The organism is Pseudoduganella flava (assembly GCF_007830495.1).
GTDB classification, from domain to species: domain Bacteria; phylum Pseudomonadota; class Gammaproteobacteria; order Burkholderiales; family Burkholderiaceae_D; genus Rugamonas; species Rugamonas flava.
Genome location: NZ_VLKW01000001.1, coordinates 172,586 through 189,406, shown reverse-complemented (window position 1 = coordinate 189,406; position 16,821 = coordinate 172,586). Strand labels below are relative to the sequence as shown.

At 67.0% G+C, this 16,821-nt stretch carries 16 protein-coding genes; 9 read left to right on the top strand and 7 right to left on the bottom strand.

Annotated features, from left to right (window positions below; translation table 11 throughout):
* The first annotated feature begins 21 nt into the window (after nt 1-21).
* A complete protein-coding gene (locus IP92_RS00905; RefSeq protein ID WP_145872651.1) occupies nt 22-963 on the top strand; it encodes an alpha/beta hydrolase in 942 nt (313 codons plus the stop codon).
* On the opposite strand, the gene IP92_RS00900 is transcribed toward IP92_RS00905, so the two are convergent.
* The 5 genes from IP92_RS00900 to IP92_RS00880 form a co-directional block, all read right to left on the bottom strand.
* On the bottom strand, nt 964-1,257 hold the full coding sequence (locus IP92_RS00900) for a hypothetical protein (protein ID WP_145872650.1): 294 nt from the start codon (nt 1,255-1,257) through the stop codon (nt 964-966).
* Nucleotides 1,258-1,662: 405 nt separating this feature from the next.
* Complete coding sequence (locus tag IP92_RS00895; RefSeq protein ID WP_145872649.1) at nt 1,663-2,244, bottom strand: TerD family protein; 582 nt, start codon at nt 2,242-2,244, stop codon at nt 1,663-1,665.
* A gap of 13 nt (nt 2,245-2,257) precedes the next feature.
* Entirely contained in the window at nt 2,258-2,956 is a 699-nt protein-coding gene (locus tag IP92_RS00890) for a TIGR00266 family protein (protein WP_145872648.1), read from the bottom strand.
* Nucleotides 2,957-2,959: 3 nt separating this feature from the next.
* Nucleotides 2,960-3,535 carry a TerD family protein gene (locus IP92_RS00885; RefSeq protein WP_145872647.1) on the bottom strand — a complete coding sequence of 192 codons (576 nt, stop codon included), beginning with the start codon at nt 3,533-3,535 and terminating at the stop codon, nt 2,960-2,962.
* Nucleotides 3,536-3,640: 105 nt separating this feature from the next.
* Nucleotides 3,641-4,690: a DUF475 domain-containing protein gene (locus tag IP92_RS00880; RefSeq protein WP_145872646.1), complete on the bottom strand. Its 1,050-nt coding sequence runs from the start codon at nt 4,688-4,690 to the stop codon at nt 3,641-3,643.
* 114 nt (nt 4,691-4,804) lie between these two features.
* Here IP92_RS00880 and IP92_RS00875 point away from each other — a divergent pair, with 114 nt between their 5' ends.
* Nucleotides 4,805-5,707 carry a LysR family transcriptional regulator gene (locus IP92_RS00875; RefSeq protein WP_145872645.1) on the top strand — a complete coding sequence of 301 codons (903 nt, stop codon included), beginning with the start codon at nt 4,805-4,807 and terminating at the stop codon, nt 5,705-5,707.
* Nucleotides 5,708-5,928: 221 nt separating this feature from the next.
* On the opposite strand, the gene IP92_RS00870 is transcribed toward IP92_RS00875, so the two are convergent.
* Entirely contained in the window at nt 5,929-6,585 is a 657-nt protein-coding gene (locus IP92_RS00870) for a TetR/AcrR family transcriptional regulator (RefSeq protein ID WP_145872644.1), read from the bottom strand.
* A gap of 76 nt (nt 6,586-6,661) precedes the next feature.
* On the opposite strand from IP92_RS00870, the gene IP92_RS00865 reads away from it, so the two are divergent.
* The 7 genes from IP92_RS00865 to IP92_RS00835 all read left to right on the top strand — a co-directional run bounded on the left by IP92_RS00865 (nt 6,662) and on the right by IP92_RS00835 (nt 15,535).
* On the top strand, nt 6,662-7,768 hold the full coding sequence (locus tag IP92_RS00865; RefSeq protein ID WP_145872643.1) for an HlyD family secretion protein: 1,107 nt from the start codon (nt 6,662-6,664) through the stop codon (nt 7,766-7,768).
* 4 nt (nt 7,769-7,772) lie between these two features.
* Nucleotides 7,773-9,500 (top strand): ATP-binding cassette domain-containing protein, encoded by a 1,728-nt coding sequence (locus IP92_RS00860; protein WP_145872642.1) that lies wholly within the window; start codon nt 7,773-7,775, stop codon nt 9,498-9,500.
* Nucleotides 9,497-10,633, top strand: coding sequence for an ABC transporter permease (locus IP92_RS00855; RefSeq protein ID WP_145872641.1), 1,137 nt, complete (start codon nt 9,497-9,499; stop codon nt 10,631-10,633). The genes IP92_RS00860 and IP92_RS00855 overlap by 4 nt, the downstream gene beginning before the upstream one ends.
* A gap of 7 nt (nt 10,634-10,640) precedes the next feature.
* Complete coding sequence (locus IP92_RS00850; RefSeq protein WP_145872640.1) at nt 10,641-11,771, top strand: ABC transporter permease; 1,131 nt, start codon at nt 10,641-10,643, stop codon at nt 11,769-11,771.
* A gap of 2 nt (nt 11,772-11,773) precedes the next feature.
* Entirely contained in the window at nt 11,774-13,252 is a 1,479-nt protein-coding gene (locus tag IP92_RS00845; protein ID WP_145872639.1) for an efflux transporter outer membrane subunit, read from the top strand.
* Nucleotides 13,253-13,383: 131 nt separating this feature from the next.
* On the top strand, nt 13,384-14,721 hold the full coding sequence (locus tag IP92_RS00840) for a hemolysin family protein (RefSeq protein ID WP_145872638.1): 1,338 nt from the start codon (nt 13,384-13,386) through the stop codon (nt 14,719-14,721).
* Nucleotides 14,722-14,767: 46 nt separating this feature from the next.
* On the top strand, nt 14,768-15,535 hold the full coding sequence (locus IP92_RS00835) for a DUF3108 domain-containing protein (protein WP_145872637.1): 768 nt from the start codon (nt 14,768-14,770) through the stop codon (nt 15,533-15,535).
* A gap of 206 nt (nt 15,536-15,741) precedes the next feature.
* Here IP92_RS00835 and IP92_RS00830 read toward each other — a convergent pair whose 3' ends face one another.
* Nucleotides 15,742-16,803 (bottom strand): AI-2E family transporter, encoded by a 1,062-nt coding sequence (locus tag IP92_RS00830; protein ID WP_145872636.1) that lies wholly within the window; start codon nt 16,801-16,803, stop codon nt 15,742-15,744.
* Nucleotides 16,804-16,821 lie beyond the last annotated feature (18 nt).

Below are 16,821 nucleotides of genomic sequence, written 5' to 3'. Positions count from 1 at the left end.
GCCGGCCACGGTGGAATTCTGATGGCCGGCCACGAACTCTTGCACCCTGCGCGGCGCCGCGTGCTTGGCGCGAGCGGCCTGCTGCTTGGCGGCGTGCTGCTGCCGGCATTCGTTCCCGCCATGGCGCGCGCGGACGATGGCTGGCAGACGGCCGTGCTGCCGCAGGCGCGCCAGTGCGATATCGCCTCGGCGATCACGGGGCAGCGCTACCGGATCTTCGTCAGCATCCCGGACACGCCGGCGCCGCCGCAGGGCCATCCGGTGCTGTATGCGCTGGATGGCAATGCATCGTTCCCCACGCTGGCCCTGATTGCCCGCACGGCGGCGCGGCGCAGCAAGGCGAAGGGGCAGGCGGCACCGGTCGTCGTCGGCATCGGCTACGCGGGCGGCGACGATTACGACGGCCCGGCGCGCACGCGAGACTACACGCCGCCATCCGGTGCCGGCATGCCGGCGGCTGAAGGCGGGGCCGATCGCTTCCTCGATTTCATCGACCAGGAACTGAAGCCACTGGTGCGCACGCTTGCGCCGATTGACACGGGCAGGCAGGCGCTGTACGGCCACTCGTACGGCGGCCTGTGCACGCTGCACGCGCTGTTCACGCGGCCGGGCATGTTCCAGACCTACCTTGCCGCGAGCCCGTCGATCTGGTATCGCGACCGCTACGTGCTGGGCGAACTGGCAGGCTTCGCCAAGCGCGCCGCCGCGCTGCCTGCGCGGCCGTCGCTGCTGCTGACGGTAGGCGAACTGGAACAACCGGCGGCGGCCAGCGCATCGGCCGAATCGCACGCGGGAGTGCAAGCGACGCGGCGGATGATCGACGCGGCACGCGAACTCGCGGCAACGCTGCAAGGCATGAACGGCGCGCTCGAACGGGTGCAATTCCACGTGCTGGCGCAGGAGAACCACGGCTCGGCAGCGTTCCCGGCGATGTCGCGCGGGATGGAGTTCTTCCTGAGGTAGTCACAGCAGGCGCGCCGGGAACAGCGCGCCGATCGCCCACATCGCGGCGGCGCCCAACGCGCTCGTGCCGAGCGTCGCAACGACGATCAGCGCCGGCAGCTCGTGGCGCCCCAGCGCATCGCCCAACACGACCGCGCCCAGCGCCAGGAGCACCTGCAGCGGCACGATGACGCGCAGGCAGCGCGGCGCCAGCGGATACCCGCGCCGCCACAAGCCACGTGCCACCAGCACCGCCGGCGCGGTCAGCACGGCAAGAAACACGGCGGCGATCAGGATCAGTTGCAACAGGCGCATGCGGCATCGATAACACGAAAGGACGTCAGCATAACGCAACGGCGCGTGGCCGCCAAACCACAGGGGACTGTCCCTCGATTTAGGAAATATTGCCAGAACCGAGGGACAGTCCCCCTCGCCCACTGTCGCGGCATCGCCACGGTTTATAAGCCGCTGCGATCCGAAGGCGAATGCCGACAGGTCAGCGGCGGAAAACAACGTGGAGGGACTGTCCCTCGGTTTTGGAAATATTTCTTGAAACGAGGGACAGTCCCTCCGTTTTGGAAATTGTTGGCGGACGAAAAAAAAGCGGTGGCCGGTTACCCGCACCACCGCAAAGGGAAGCGCGCCATGGGGCAGGCGCTGGTGAAACTCCTTACGTACTACACATTCGCTGCGGCGGTGCACGCACCGCCGCGTGATTCGTTACAGGTGCTGCGCGATCTGCGGCAGCAGGTCGTCGAACGTGCGGCCGGTGCCGTTCTCGCCGATCGCGTGCATCTTCCATTCGCCGTTGTGGCGGTACAGCTTCGCCATGATCTGCGCGCTGTGCGCCCCTTGCACGGACAGGTCGAACCGCGCCACTTCCTTGCCGTTGTTCGCGTTCAGCAGACGGCAGTAGGCGTTCTGCACTTGCGTGAAGCTCTGGCCCGTGAAGCTGTTCACCGTGAACACGATGCTCTTCACGTTCGCGGGCACCTGCTGCAGGTTGACGCTGATCTGCTCGTCGTCGCCGTCGCCCGCGCCGGTGCGGTTGTCGCCCGAGTGCATGATGCTGCCGTCGCGGCTCTTCAGCTGGCGGAACCAGATGACGTCCACCGGCTTGTTGGCCTCGTCGAACAACACGCACGACGCGTCCAGATCGATCTCGGCGCTCTTCGTGCCGAAGCCGAGGAAGCCCTTGCTCTTCACGGCATCCCAGCCCAGGCCCATCGCGACGTGCGTCAGCGTGGCACCGGCTTCCTTGTCCAGAGAGATCTTCTGGCCCTTCGTCAAATTCACAGACATCGCTACCTCCTTATCATTGCGGGCGGGTGCTGGACAGCCACGCGAGGAACGCCGCGCGGCTGCGGGAGCACACCACCACCTTGCCGCTTCCGGAGAAGCGGAGCACCATGCCTTCGCCGCTCGTCACGCTGTTCACCAGGTTGCCGAGGAAGCCGCTGCTGCGGCTCGTCGCCACCGAGATCTCGTAACGCAGCGAGCTGTCCCAGCACACGACGTGCGAGTTATCGATCGTGACTTCCTTGCCGGGTACCACGTCCAGCGTGGCCACCGAGCCGAAGCCCGATACCACCAGCTGGCCGCTGCCGGAAGTCTCCGTGATGAAGAACCCGCCGGTCTGGCCGAACAGCGCGTTGCCCACGTTCTGCGTGCGCACGTTCAGGTCCACGCCGGACGATGCCGCCACGAACGCACCGTCGCTGATCATGTACTGGCGCGGACCCACGTCGAGCACCTGCATCGCACCGGGCAGCGTCGGGGCCAGCAGGCAATCGCCGTCCCCTTTCGTCGCCTCGATGTGCTGCTGGAAGAACGACTCGCCGTTGGCGAACGTGCGCATCAGCGCCGCCCCCAGTCCGCCGTTCATCTTGCCCTTCAACTCCAGGCTCGATTCCATCATCACCATGGCGTTCGCTTCGCAATAGATCTTCTCGCCATGGCGCAGGGTCACGTGCAGGAACGGATCCTCGTCCCCTGTTACGGTGAAGACGGGCATGGCTTAGACCGATACACCGTAGTTCGTTGCGAGGGCATGCAGGCCGCCCTTGTAGCCCTGGCCGACGGCGCGGAACTTCCAGTCGGCGCCGTTGCGATAGACCTCGCCGAACACCATCGCCGTCTCCGTCGAGCCGTCCTCGGACAGGTCATAGCGGGCGATCTCCTGGTTCGTCGCGCTGTTCACGCAGCGCACGAAGGCCTTCTGCACCTGGCCGAAGTTCTGGCGGCGGTTGTCGGCATCGTGGATCGTCACGCACACGGCGATGCGGTCCACTTCGGCCGGCACCTTGGAGAGGTCGATGCGCACGGTCTCGTCGTCGCCGTCGCCCGCGCCGGTGCGGTTGTCGCCCGAGTGCTGCACGGAGCCGTCGGTGGACTTCAGGTTGTTGTAGAAGATGAAGTCCTGGTCCTGGCGCACCTTGCCGTCCGCCTTCAGCAGGAAGGCCGAACTGTCGATGTCGAATGCCGCGCCGTCGGTGTTGCGCACGTCCCAGCCCAGGCCGACGGTCAGTTGGGTCAGACCGGGAGCTTCCTTGGACAGGTTGACGTTGCCGCCTTTTTGCAGACTGATAGCCATGATGAATTACTCCTTCAGTTAAAGAGACACCCTCTTGCATATCCGGCGCGACTGGTGTCGTTTAGCGCGCCGCGATTCTGGTGGGCGGCCTTGCCGCCCCATTCGTTACGCCGGCTGCGCCAGCAATTCCTGTTTTTTCCGGTACCGCACCGAGGACCACACGGAGGCCGCGATGAATGCCACGCCAACCAGGCCGGTGAAGATCTCGGGAATATGGAACTTCATACTCGCTAGCATGATCACTGCCAGGATGCCGATCGCGTAGTGGGCACCGTGCTCCAGGTAGACGTAGGCTTCCAGCGTGCCTTTCTCGACCAGGTACACCGTCATCGAGCGAACGAACATCGCGCCGATCGCCAGGCCCACCATGATGATCACGACGTCCTTGGTGATGGCGAACGCGCCGATCACGCCGTCGAACGAGAACGATGCGTCGAGCACTTCCAGGTACAGGAACCCGCCGATACCGCCACGCTTGACCATGTCGCCAACGTTCGAGCCGCCCTCTTCTTCCTTCTCGAGGAAATTCGACACCGCATCCACGCCGATGTAGATCAACAGACCCCACAGGCCGGACAGCAGCACCGCGAACTTCTGGCCCTCGGCGACGAAGGACATGCAGCCCAGCAGCGTGCCCAGTGCCACGATCACCGAGATCGACGAGATCTTGCCCAGCGATCCCAGCTTCTTCTCGAAGTTACCCAGCCAGTGCGTTTCCTTCTCATGGTCCAGCACGAAGTTCAGGAACACCATCAGGAGGAAGATGCCGCCAAAGGCCGCCACTTCCGCGTGGTGATCCGTCAGGTGCCGCGAGTATTCGTCCGGGTTGTTCAACGCCAGCGTCCACACGTCGGCCAGGCCGATGTCGGCCGCCACCGCGACGATCACGAGCGGGAACAGCAGCCGCATGCCGAACACCGCGATGATGATGCCGAGGCCCAGGAACAGCTTGCGCCAGAACGCATCCCACGTCTTCAGCACGGACGCGTTGACCACCGCGTTGTCGAACGAAAGCGAGATTTCCATCACGCCCAGAATGAGGGCGATGCCCAGTCCCGACAGCGCACCCGCGACGCCGCCGGTGCGATAGCCCCACCACCCCGCGATGACGAGGCAGATCGCCGTGACCAGGAACGAGATCCTGAAGTGTTTCATCCCGTGCTTCCTTTTATTTTGATGTTGTTGTTGATCGATGTCTTGCAGTGTAGAGAAAACACTCGAATAGAAAAATAGAAGATAATTTGAACTTCACTTCGTAAAACTCGAACCATGAAAACCAGCGGCGTCAATTTCCGGCACCTGTATTTCTTCCGTGTGGTCGCGGCCGAGGGCAGCGTCACGCGCGCCGCCGAGCGGCTCGGCCTGGCGATCCAGACGATCAGTACGCAGCTCGCCGCGCTGGAACAATCGGTCGGCAAGCAACTGCTGACGCAGCAGGGCCGCCGGCTCGTGCCGACCGAGGCGGGAAGAGTCGCGCTGACGTATGCGGAGCAGATCTTCGAGCTGGGCGACCGGATGCAGGAAGCGTTGAACGAGGCCGATGCGGGCCGCACGCGGCTGACGGTCGGCATCTCCGACTCGCTGCCGAAGCTGATCGCCTACCGCCTGCTGCGCGCGGCGTTCGACATGCAAGTGCCGGTGAAGCTCGTGTGCGTCGAGCGCGAGTTCGAAGCGCTGCTGGCCGACCTCGCGCTGCACAAGCTCGACGTGGTGCTGACGGACCGCACGGTGCGCGCGTCGGCCAGCTTGCGGGTGTACAGCCACTTGCTGGGCGAAAGCGAGATGCTGCTGTTCGGCGCCCCGGCGCTGGCGCGCCGCCACGGCCGCAACTTCCCGCGCAACCTGAACGGCGCGCCGCTGCTGCTGCCGACGCGTAACAACGCGCTGCGCGGCCGCATCGACGAATGGCTGCTGAAGCAGGACGTGCGGCCGGATGTCGTCGGCGAATTCGAGGACAACGCGATGCTGACGACATTCGCCCGCGACGGCCTTGGCCTGTTCTTCGCGCCCGCCGGCCTGGAAGCGGACATCAAGGCGCAATTCGGCGCCGTCCCCGCCGGCACCGCAACGGAACTGCGCGAACAGTTCTACGCGATCTCGAGCGAACGGCGCATCAAGCACCCGGCCGTTGAAGCGATCATGACCGCGAACACAGGGCTGTTCACCGTCTGACCGGAGCCCCGGGTGTTGTAAAAATGTGTTACCCAAATCGAGGGACTGTCCCCGATTTTTGGAAACTTTTTATACCCGCCGATCAGCCGAGGTGCCAAGTGCAGGGATCTCGAGCCATCTGTATTTGAACAGCGGCGTGGATGTGAAGTAGGACCATGCGGGTGCCACACAATTTCCAAAAATGAGGGACAGTCCCCGAATTTGGGAAATATTGTTGGTGGCTATGGGGCGGGCTGGCGGTAGCGGTGAGCCAGCGCGGCGAGGCCGGCGTCGGCGTAGCACATCATGTCGTCGACGAGCGCCGTTACGTCGCGGGTTATCGCGGGCAAGATGGTTTCGCGCAGCGGGCGCGGTGCCAGCAGCAGGGCCAGGCAGGGGCCCATCAACAGCAGCAGGCTGCGTTGCAGGCCTGGGCTGTCCGGTGGCAGGCCGAGGATCTCGCCGACGATTCCCTGCATCACGCGCGCTTTCGGCGCGATCGCCTTGTGCGCCAGCGCGGAGGCGCCCACGGTCGGCGTCAAGAGTTCGCGCACCAGCACCCGCGTCGCCCAGTGCGCATCCGGCGCGGTGGCGCGCTGCACCACGGCTGTCAGCACGGCGCGCAGCTTGTCGCGCGGGTCGCCGTCCATTGCGGCCGCGTGCTGGATCTCCTCGAGCTTCACCAGGTGCTGGTGCGCTTCGATCAGCACCGCTTCGTACAGCTGCTCGCGGCCGCCGAAGTGGTAGTTGACGGCGGCCGCGTTCGTGCCGGCGCGGGCGCAGATTTCCTTGCTCGTCGCGTCGGCAAAACCACGCTCGGCAAAGACCTGGCCGGCGACGTCGAGCAATTGCTGGCGGGTCGCATGGCCGTGCGTACTGGCGGGGCGGGATGAGGACATGGGCGCATTGTAGGCGAATTCATTTGAAATTCAAATTTGAATTTGATATACATACGTCATCTCTGGGAGAACGCCGATGACTTCGCCTCAGCAGGACCCGCACAAGGACGAGGGTAACGCCAAGCATCAGAATCAGAAGCAGGAGCAAGAAGCGGCGCCGCCCTCCTCCACCCCGTCGAACAGGAAGAAGTTCTCGATCGGCGCGGCCATCGTGGCCGTGCTCGCAGCGGGCGGCTGGTTCTGGTGGCAGCACAGCCACCCGCCGCGCGACCCGAACGTCGTCGTCCTGTACGGGAACGTCGACCTGCGCCAGGTCTCCCTCGCCTTCAACGCGAACGAACGGATCGCCCGGCTCGACGTCGACGAAGGCCAGCGCGTGCGGGCCGGCCAGGTACTCGGCGAACTCGATACCCGCACGCTGGCGCTGCGTCTCGACCAGGCCCGTGCACAGGCCGAGGCGCAACGCCAGGTGCTGCGCCGCCTGCAGGCCGGCAGCCGCCCGGAGGAGCTGGCGCAGGCGCGCGCCAACACGGCTGCCGTGCAGGCCGATGCCGACCTGGCGCGGCGCCAGCTGGAGCGCCTGCAGGCCACGTGGCGCGAGTCCGCCGGCCGCGCCGTCAGCCAGCAGGACCTGGACAACGCGGCAGCCAGGGCGCGTGCCGCGGCGGCGCAACTGGAAAGCGCGCGCAAGGCGCAGCAGCTGGTGCGGACGGGCGCGCGCACCGAGGACATCGCCCAGGCCGAGGCTCAGCTGAACGCCGCGCAAGCCGACATCGCGCTGATGGAGCGGCAGCTCGCCGAGGCAAAGCTCACCGCACCCGTCGACGCCGTCGTACGCGCGCGCCTGATGGAGCCGGGCGACATGGCCTCGCCGCAGCGGCCCGTCTACACGCTGGCGATCACGGATCCGAAATGGGTGCGCGCGTGGATCAAGGAAGCGGACCTGGGCCGCATCCAGCCCGGCATGGCGGCCAGCATCGCGATCGACAGCCTGCCGAACCAGGCCCTGCCCGGCCGGATCGGCTACATCTCGTCGGTTGCGGAGTTCACGCCGAAGACGGTGCAGACGGAAGAGCTGCGCACCGCCCTCGTCTACGAGGTGCGCGTGCTGGCCGACGATCGCGCCGACCGCCTGCGCATGGGCATGCCCGCCACGGTGCGCATCGACACGGCGCGCAGGTGAAGCGATGGACCACGCCCTCGCCGCGGCCAACCTGCACAAGCGCTTCAAGGACGCTCCCGACGCGGCGCTGCGCGACGTCACGCTGGCGGTGCCGCGCGGCCAGCTGACGGCCCTCGTCGGCCCGGACGGCGCCGGCAAGACCACGTTCCTGCGCGTCGCCGCCGGCCTGCTGGCGCCGACGCGGGGCACGATGCACGTACTGGGCATCGACGCTGCCGCGGCGCCGCAGCGCATCCAGGACCGCATCAGCTACATGCCGCAGCGCTTTGGCCTGTACGAGGACCTGTCGGTGCAGGAAAACCTCGACCTGTATGCGGACCTGCATGGCGTGGCGCAGCTCGAGCGGCGCGAGCGCTTCGCCCGCCTGCTGAAAATGACGGACCTGCACCGTTTTACTACCCGCCTGGCCGGCCAGCTGTCCGGCGGCATGAAGCAGAAGCTGGGGCTCGCGTGTACGCTGGTGCGCTCGCCCGAATTGCTGTTGCTGGACGAGCCCACCGTCGGCGTCGATCCGCTGTCGCGCCGTGAGCTGTGGCAGATCGTGCAGGAGCTGGTCGAGCATGACGCGCTGACGGTCGTCGTCAGCACCGCCTACCTGGACGAAGCCGAGCGCTGCGCCGCCGTGCATGTGCTGCACGAAGGCCGCCTGCTCGCTTCCGGCCCGCCGGCCCAGCTGCGCGAGCAGGCTGCGGGATCGACGTTCATCGTCACACCGGCCGATGGCGACAGCGCGCGCGATCTGCAGGCGCGCCTGCTGGATGCGCAGGACGCCATCGTCGACGCCGTGCCGCAGAGCGACCGCGTGCGCGTGATCCGCCGCCACAACACCAAGGGCAGCACGTTCACCAACCTGCTCGCCGGGGCAGCCCAAGAGCCGGTACCGCCGCGCCTCGAGGACGGCTTCATGCTGATGCTGCGCGCCGAACGCAGCGGAGCGGTGGCGGCGGCGGGCGATGCGGCCGTCGCACCGAAGGGCAACGGCGACAAGGAGACCGTCATCGAGGTGCACGACCTGGTGCGCCGCTTCGGCGACTTCACGGCCGTCGACAAGACGAGCTTCGACGTGAAGCGCGGCGAGATCTTCGGCCTGCTGGGCCCGAACGGCGCCGGCAAGACGACGACGTTCCGCATGCTGTGCGGCCTGCTGCCCGCCAGCGGCGGCACGTTGCAGGTGGCCGGCGTGGACCTGCGCCGCGCTCGTGCGAAGGCGCGCCGCAACATCGGCTACGTGGCGCAGAAGTTTGCGTTGTACGGCACCCTCACCGTCGGCGAAAACCTGCGCTTCTTCGGCGGCGCCTATGGCCTGCATGGCAAGCGCCTGCACGAACGTACGCAGCGCGTGCTCGACGAGTTCCAGCTGCGCGAACACGTCGATGCGCCGAGCGGCCAGCTGCCAGGCGGCTTTCGCCAGCGCCTCGCGATGGCGGTGGCGCTGCTGCACGAGCCGGGGATCCTGTTCCTCGACGAGCCGACCAGCGGCGCCGATCCGCTGGCGCGCCGTGAGTTCTGGCGCCGCATCACAGCGCTGTCGCATGCCGGTGTGACCACCGTCGTCACGACGCACTTCATGGAGGAAGCCGAATACTGCGACCGCATCGCGATCCAGGATGCGGGCCGGCTGCTGGCCCTGGGCACCCCGCGTGCGGTGCGCGAACAGGCCGGCGGCGCGGCCACGATGGAAGAGGCATTCATCGGCATCGTCGAACGGCACCGCAATGGAGCAGCGCGATGAGGTCCGGGTTCGTGCGCCGGCTGGTCGCGCTGACGCGCAAGGAGTTCCGCCAGCTGCTGCGCGACGCCAGCAACCTCGCCATCGGCATCGCGCTGCCGATCGTGCTGATCCTGATCTTCGGCTACGGCCTGTCACTGGACGTGAAGGATGCCCCGGTGGCCGTCGTGCTGGAGGACGCGTCGCCGACCGCCTACGACGCCGTCGCCGGCCTGCGGCTGTCGAGTGCTTTCCGGCCCGTCGTCGTCGGCTCGATGCGCGAGGCGCAAATGCTGCTGGAGCGCCGCGATGTCGATGCGATCGTGCGGATGCCGTCCGACTTCAGCGCCCGATTGGGCAGCGGCGGCGCGCAGGTGCAGCTGATCGTGCATGGCGCCGAGGCGAGCCGCGCAACCATCATCACGAACTACGCGACGGCCGCGCTGGCGCAATGGGCACAGCGCCGCCAGGATCGCGGCGACACCGTGCCTGCAGCCGTGCCGGGCAACGGTGCCGTCACCGTGGAACAGCGCATGTGGTTCAACGCGGCCAATACCAGCACGTGGTATCTGGTGCCGGGCCTTGTCGTGATGATCATGACACTGGTCGGCGCCTTCCTGACAGCGCTCGTGATGGCGCGCGAATGGGAGCGCGGCACGCTTGAAGCGCTGTTCGTCACACCCGTGCGCCCCGTCGAGATCCTGCTGGCGAAGATCATCCCCTACTTCTGCGTGGGCCTCGTCGGCCTCGTCCTGTGCCTGCTGGCGGCGCGCTGGCTGTTCCAGGTGCCGATCCAGGGCTCCCTCGTGATCATGCTGCTGGCGTCGATGCTGTACCTCGTCGTCGCCGTCGGCATGGGGCTGTTGATCTCGTCCGTCACGAAGAACCAGTTCATCGCCAGCCAGGTTGCGCTGCTGACGAGCTTCATGCCGTCGATGATGCTGTCCGGCTTCCTGTTCGACCTGCGTAACGTGCCCGCCGTGGTGCGCTACGTCGGCAACGCGCTGCCCGCCACGTACTTCATGGAGCTGATCAAGACGCTGTTCCTGGCCGGTGACGTGTGGCCGCTGATCCTGCGCGATTGCGCCGTGCTGCTGGCCTATGCGGCCGTGCTGCTCGGCGCGGCCCGCGCCGTCACCCGCAAGCGGCTCGATTGAGGCGATCATGCGCGATGCCTTCCTCGACCTGCTGCGCCGCCTGCTGAACCTGTGCCGCAAGGAGTTCCTCGCCGTGCTGAAGGACCCTAAAAGCCGCACGATCCTGGTGCTGCCGGCGCTCGTGCAGAGCATGCTGTTCGGCTATGCGGCCACGTACGACCTGAACGACGTGCCGTATGCGCTCGTCGACGACAGCCACGGCGCGACCGCCGCGCAACTGGTCGGGAAGCTGGACGGCACCGGCGTGTTCCGCCACGTTGCGACGGTGGCCACGCCGGCCGGCATCCGCGACGTGATCGACACGCAGCGCGCCCTCCTCGTGCTGCACATCCCGCGGGACTTCGAACGGCGGCTGTACGCGGGCGAACAGGTGCCGGTGCAGCTGATCCTGGACGGTCGCAACTCCAACACGGCCGGTTCCGCCGGCGCCTATGTCAGCGCCGTGATCGCGGACTTCAACCGTCAATGGCGCGAACGGCATGGCGGCACGGCCAATCCGCTCGAGGTGCAGACCCGCGCGTGGTTCAACCCGAACATGGAGACGCGCTGGAACCTGATGCCGGGCCTGATCGCGTCGCTGTCGATGCTGCAGACGCTGCTGCTGACGGCGTTGTCGGTCGCCCGCGAACGGGAACAGGGCACATTCGACCAGCTGCTGGTGACGCCGATGACGCCGGCCGAGATCATGGTGGGCAAGGCGCTGCCGCCGATCTGCATCGGCCTGGTGCAGTCGACGCTGATCCTGCTCGTCACCCGCTTCTGGTTCCACGTGCCGATGGCCGGCTCGCTCGTGGCGCTGTACGGAGCGCTGACGCTGTTCACGGTTGCCTGCGTCGGCATCGGCCTGGCGATATCGGCCGTCGCCGCCAGCATGCAGCAGGCGATGCTGTACACGTTCGTGCTCGTGATGCCGCTGATGCTGCTGTCCGGCCTGACGACGCCGATCCGCAACATGCCGGCTGCGATGCAGACGCTGACGTGGGCCAACCCGCTGCGCTTCGCGATCGACATGGTGCAGCGGATCTACCTGGAAGGCGTCGGCCTGGCCGTCGTGTGGCACGACATGATTCCCCTGTGTGTGATCGCCGCCGTCACGCTGCCGATCGCTGCCTGGATGTTCCGTAACCGCCTGGTGTAACAATGAAGACACTGCCCCTTGCCCCGCCCTTTGTCCTGTGCTGTGCGCTGCTGGCCGCCTGCACGGCCGTCGGCCCCGACCACCACATTCCCGCCACCGCCGTTCCAGCTGGCTGGCAGGACTGGCATGGCGGCGCGCCCGAGCTGCGCGCTACCGCCTTGTCGGCAGCCGGCACGCAGGCGTATGCGCGCTTCGACGACCCGGTGCTGCGCGGCCTGCTGCGCCGCGCGCTGGACGCCAATGCCGACCTGCGCACGGCGGAACTGCGCTTTGCCCAGAGCCGCGTGCAGCGCGCCGTGGCGGCGGCAGGCAACGGGCCCCGTGTCGATGCGCAGGCCGGCGCGACGCGCCAGCGCCAGAGCGAGACCGGGACGGCCACGCGCATGCTCGACGCGCTGGCACCGCGGGAAAACCGGGCGGCGCTGATCGACGTGCTGGCGGCACCGTTCGACGTGTACCAGGCCGGCTTCGACGCCAGCTGGGAGCCGGACCTGTGGGGCCGGGTGCGGCGCTCGATCGAGGCGGCCGATGCGGATGCGGCACAGGCGCAGGCGCTGCTGCGCGACGCCAGCCTCACCGTCGCCGTGGAAGTGGCGCGCAACTACCATGAGCTGCGGGCGGCACGCCTGCAGCTGCGCTTGGCGCGCGAGGACGTGACGGCCGCGGAGGAACTGCTGCAACTGGCACAGGCGCGCAGCCATGGCGGGCTGGGGACGGATCTCGACGTGGTGCGCCAGCAGGCGCTCGTCGCCGAACTGCGCGGGGCGCTGCCCGGCCTGCAGGAACAGGAGGCGCAGGCGGAGAACCGGCTGTCGCTGCTGCTTGGCGTGGCGCCGGGCGCACTGCATGCGGAGCTGGCGGTGCCTTCAGATGCCGATACGCCGGGGGCCGTGCTGGATCTCGCACTGGGCATCCCAGCCGACCTGCTGACGCGCCGGCCCGACATCGCGGCAGCCGAGGCGGCGCTGCACGCGGCCACGGCACGCATCGGTATCGCGCGGGCCGACCTGTACCCGCGCATCGTGCTGGGCGCATCGTTCGGCACCGAGTCGACGGCCGGCGGCAGGTTCGGCGAATGGGGCAGCCGGCAATGGTCGATCGGGCCGACGCTGTCGCTGCCGCTGTTCGATCGCGGCGTGCGGCGCGCCACGGTGCAGTTGCGCGAGCTGGACCAGCAACAGGCCGCCGTCGCCTGGCAGCACACGGTACTGCGGGCATGGCACGAGGTCGATGATGCGCTGTCCGCGTATGCGGCCGAGTGGCAGCGCCACGAGCAATGGCGCCAGCGCGAGGATGCCGCGCGCACGGCGCTGGAGCTGGCGATGGTGCGCTGGCGCGGCGGATTGTCCGATGCGCTGCCGCTGCTCGATGCGCAGCGCACAATGCTGGCCGCGCGCCGCGCCAGGGTGCAGAGCGAAGCGGCATTGACGCTCCGGCTGCTGGCCATCTGCAAGGCCACGGCCGTGATGCCGGAGGCGTGACGGCACGCCGTTGCGCCCCCCTGGCCGGGGTAATTTGCGCTGACGGGGGCGCGGGTCGGATAAGATGTCGTTTTTAACTACCCGCTTCGGGGAATTTCGCCAACGCGCGCAAGCCTCCCGAAGTGCGCCATATGCATAATCTATTGCTGGTCCTGTTTGCCTTCCTGCTCGTTGCACTGAACGGTTTCTTCGTGGCCGCCGAATTCGGCATCGTGACCTTGCGGCGTACGCGCGTGCGGGCCATCGCGAAGACGCAAGGCTTCAAGGGCCGCATCCTGGAAAAGGTGCACGGACAGCTCGACGCCTACCTGTCCGCCTGCCAGCTCGGCATCACCCTCGCATCGCTCGGTCTCGGCTGGGTCGGCGAACCCGCGTTCGCCGGCGTGCTGGAACCGCTGTTGCTCGCCGTCGGCATCTCGGCGCCGGAAATCGTGCACGGCATCTCGTTCGTGTTCGCCTTCGTCACGATCTCGTTCCTGCACATCGTCGTCGGCGAACTGGCGCCGAAGTCGCTGGCCATCCGCGTGCCGGAAGCGGTCGGCGTGTGGTGTGCCGTGCCGCTGTACGGCTTCTACTGGATGATGTACCCGGCGATCTGGCTGCTGAACCAGAGCGCCAACATGGTGCTGCGCATCGCCGGCCTGTCGGCGGCGGGCGGGCACGAATCGCATTACTCGACGGACGAGTTGAAGCTGATCCTGCGCACCAGCCAGCCCGGCGAACAGTTCTCCAGCGACGAGCGCAACATCCTCGCCAACACGCTGGACTTCTCGCAGCTGCGCGTGTCCGACCTGATGCGGCCCATCAACGAGGTGATTGCGCTGCATGCTTCGCGCTCGATGGAACAGAACCTCGAGACCGTGGTGCGCAACCGCTTCTCGCGCTATCCGTACTTCGATGCGGACGGCAACACGGTGCTGGGCATCGTCCACCTGAAGGACCTGTTCTTCGCGCAGCAGACGGGCAAGGCGATCAACGCGTTCACGTCGTTCCTGCGCCCGGTCGAGACGATCTCCGCACGCACGCCGGCCATTGAACTGTTCCGGCGCTTCCGCGAAGGCGCGCCGCACTTCGCGCTGATCGGCGAGAAGGGCAAGCGGCCGGTGGGCTTCCTCACGCTGGACAATCTGCTGGGCGCGATGGTGGGCGAGATCCACGACGAGTTCCGTCTCAACGAGAACGACTGGCTGAAGCAGCCGGACGGCGCGCTGATCGGCAAGGCCAGCCTGCCGATCTTCTCGCTGGAGCGCGTGCTGGGCATCGACATCGAGAACGAGGAGCTGGGCCTGGACGAGGTGGAATCCGTCGGTGGCCTGATCATGCTGAAGCTGGGCGACATTCCGAAGCAGGGGCAGCGCGTGTCGTTCAACACGTTCGACATCGTCGTGCGCAAGATGAACGGCCCGCGCATCCTGCTCGTGAAGGTGATCCCGCGCGCCGCACGGATGGCCGAGGACGAGCAGGACTGATTGCATTCCTTATAATCGGGTCTTTCACCTTTCGTGGAGGACCCGCATGTCGCATCCCCCGCTGTTCCCGTCCGCTGTTTCCGCACTCCTCGCCGCCCTGCTGGTGGCGGCCGCGCCGCTGGCCGGCGCCGCCCCGCAATACGTCGAAGTGGGCACGCCGCTGCCCCGCTTCCACCTGCTCAAGGAAGGCAGCCACCGCTACCTGCGCTACTTGCGCTCCGCCGACAGCAATACGGCGCTGGACATCTGGCAGCGCGACATCCACGTCGACGGCAAGCGCCTGCAGATCCGCCAGCGCTGGGACGCGGTGGGCAAGACGCCATCCGTGAAGCGGCTCGAATCGACGTTCGAAGCGGGCACGCTGCGGCCGTACACGCACGTGCGCATCACCGAGAAGGACGGCAAGAAGGTCATCGAAGGCTTCAACTTCGCCGCCGACAAGATCACTGGCATGGCGGACCTGCCGGGCAATACGCAGAAGCAGCTGACGGTCGCGTCGAAGGAACCCGCATTCAACTTCGAGACCGACATGGAGCTGCTGCAGGCGCTGCCGCTGGCCGACGGCTACGAAGCGGAGATGGTGCTGTACCACCCGGGCGGCGCCGCGGCCCCCGCCCGCTACACGTTCCGCGTGGCCGGCAGCGAAGCGATCGCCGGCCCGGCCGGCCCCGTCGACTGCTGGATCGTCACGACCGACTACAACCAGCCGGGCAGCGTGTCGAAATTCTGGTACGCGAAGGCGACGCAGTTGATGGTCCGCCAGGAAAGCCCGCTGCCGGACGGCCGCGTGCTCGTCAAAACCCTGCTCGACTAAAACATTTCCAAAATTCGGGGACTGTCCCTCGATTCTGGAAATATTTCCGGAATTGAGGGACAGTCCCCTGTTGTTTTTACATCGGTTTTGCCGCTACAGGCTTATCGCGGGCATATGAAATAAGTTTGCGCAGGAATTTGACTGATGGGGACTGTCCCTCGTTTCAGGAAATATTGCCGAAATCGAGGGACAGTCCCCTGTTGTGTTTATGGTACAGGGCGGTGCGGGGTGACGGGGTGGACGTTCGTCCAGTTGCGCAGCAGGCCCAGGGCGACGGCCAGCAGGGTCGGGCCGATGAACAGGCCGACGAAGCCGAAGGCGAGCACGCCGCCCATCACGCCCAGCAGCACGAGCAGGAACGGCAGGCTGGAGCCGCGGCTGATCAGCATCGGCTTGACGACGTTGTCGACGCCGCTGATCAGGAACACGCCCCACACGGCCATGAAGATCGCCCAGCCGGTGCTGCCCTCGTAGAACAGCCAGATCGCCGCGCCGCCCCAGATCAGCGGCGGGCCGACGGGCACCAGCGAGAACAGGAACGTGGCGACGGCCAGCAATGCGACGGCCGGCACGCCGGCGATCAGGAAGCCGACGGCGGCCACCGCGGCCTGCGCCAGCGCCGTGCCGAGCAGGCCGTACATCACGCCGCGCACCGTGCGGTTGACGGTGTCCGCCACTTCCAGCGCGTGCTCGCCCATGATCTTGTCCATGCCGACCGACAGCGCGCGCAGCAGGGTCTGGCCGTCGCGATACAGGAAGAAGCTGACGAAGGCCGCGAGGCTCACCTGGGCGACACCGCTGCCCAGCACGATGCCGCCGCCCAGCAGGAAGTGGCGCGCCGGTTCCATGAAGCGCTTGGCCGCCTCGACCAGTTGTTCGCGGCTGCCGATCAGGTTTTCGATGTAGTGGTAGGCCGTCTCGCCGACGACGGGTATGCCGCGCAGCCAGTCCGGCGCATGCATCGTGCCCGAGGCCAGCGCGTCGCGCAGCGCGCGGTAGACGTTGCCCGCGTTGTCGGCGACGTTCCACGTCACCAGCGCGAGCGGCAGGATGATCACGAGGATCAGCGACACCGTCATCACCGTCGCGGCCAGCGTGCGGTGGCCCTTCATCCGCCCAAGGAGCCGCAGGTACAGCGGCCAGCTGGAGATCGTGATCGCGCAGGCAAACAGGATCGCAGGCAGGAACGGCCGCAGCACCCACAGGCAGCCGATGACGAGAAAGACGATCGCCGCGAGGCGGCTATAAGGTTGAAAGCGTTTTTCCATGCATCCTGTCCGGTCTGG

What these genes read in the sequence shown, in the direction of transcription:
- IP92_RS00905 (WP_145872651.1), top strand. Translation starts at nt 22, where the DNA reads ATGGCCGGCCACGAACTCTTGCACCCTGCGCGGCGCCGCGTGCTTGGC.
- IP92_RS00900 (WP_145872650.1), bottom strand. Translation starts at nt 1,257, where the DNA reads ATGCGCCTGTTGCAACTGATCCTGATCGCCGCCGTGTTTCTTGCCGTG.
- IP92_RS00895 (WP_145872649.1), bottom strand. Translation starts at nt 2,244, where the DNA reads ATGTCTGTGAATTTGACGAAGGGCCAGAAGATCTCTCTGGACAAGGAA.
- IP92_RS00890 (WP_145872648.1), bottom strand. Translation starts at nt 2,956, where the DNA reads ATGCCCGTCTTCACCGTAACAGGGGACGAGGATCCGTTCCTGCACGTG.
- IP92_RS00885 (WP_145872647.1), bottom strand. Translation starts at nt 3,535, where the DNA reads ATGGCTATCAGTCTGCAAAAAGGCGGCAACGTCAACCTGTCCAAGGAA.
- IP92_RS00880 (WP_145872646.1), bottom strand. Translation starts at nt 4,690, where the DNA reads ATGAAACACTTCAGGATCTCGTTCCTGGTCACGGCGATCTGCCTCGTC.
- IP92_RS00875 (WP_145872645.1), top strand. Translation starts at nt 4,805, where the DNA reads ATGAAAACCAGCGGCGTCAATTTCCGGCACCTGTATTTCTTCCGTGTG.
- IP92_RS00870 (WP_145872644.1), bottom strand. Translation starts at nt 6,585, where the DNA reads ATGTCCTCATCCCGCCCCGCCAGTACGCACGGCCATGCGACCCGCCAG.
- IP92_RS00865 (WP_145872643.1), top strand. Translation starts at nt 6,662, where the DNA reads ATGACTTCGCCTCAGCAGGACCCGCACAAGGACGAGGGTAACGCCAAG.
- IP92_RS00860 (WP_145872642.1), top strand. Translation starts at nt 7,773, where the DNA reads ATGGACCACGCCCTCGCCGCGGCCAACCTGCACAAGCGCTTCAAGGAC.
- IP92_RS00855 (WP_145872641.1), top strand. Translation starts at nt 9,497, where the DNA reads ATGAGGTCCGGGTTCGTGCGCCGGCTGGTCGCGCTGACGCGCAAGGAG.
- IP92_RS00850 (WP_145872640.1), top strand. Translation starts at nt 10,641, where the DNA reads ATGCGCGATGCCTTCCTCGACCTGCTGCGCCGCCTGCTGAACCTGTGC.
- IP92_RS00845 (WP_145872639.1), top strand. Translation starts at nt 11,774, where the DNA reads ATGAAGACACTGCCCCTTGCCCCGCCCTTTGTCCTGTGCTGTGCGCTG.
- IP92_RS00840 (WP_145872638.1), top strand. Translation starts at nt 13,384, where the DNA reads ATGCATAATCTATTGCTGGTCCTGTTTGCCTTCCTGCTCGTTGCACTG.
- IP92_RS00835 (WP_145872637.1), top strand. Translation starts at nt 14,768, where the DNA reads ATGTCGCATCCCCCGCTGTTCCCGTCCGCTGTTTCCGCACTCCTCGCC.
- IP92_RS00830 (WP_145872636.1), bottom strand. Translation starts at nt 16,803, where the DNA reads ATGGAAAAACGCTTTCAACCTTATAGCCGCCTCGCGGCGATCGTCTTT.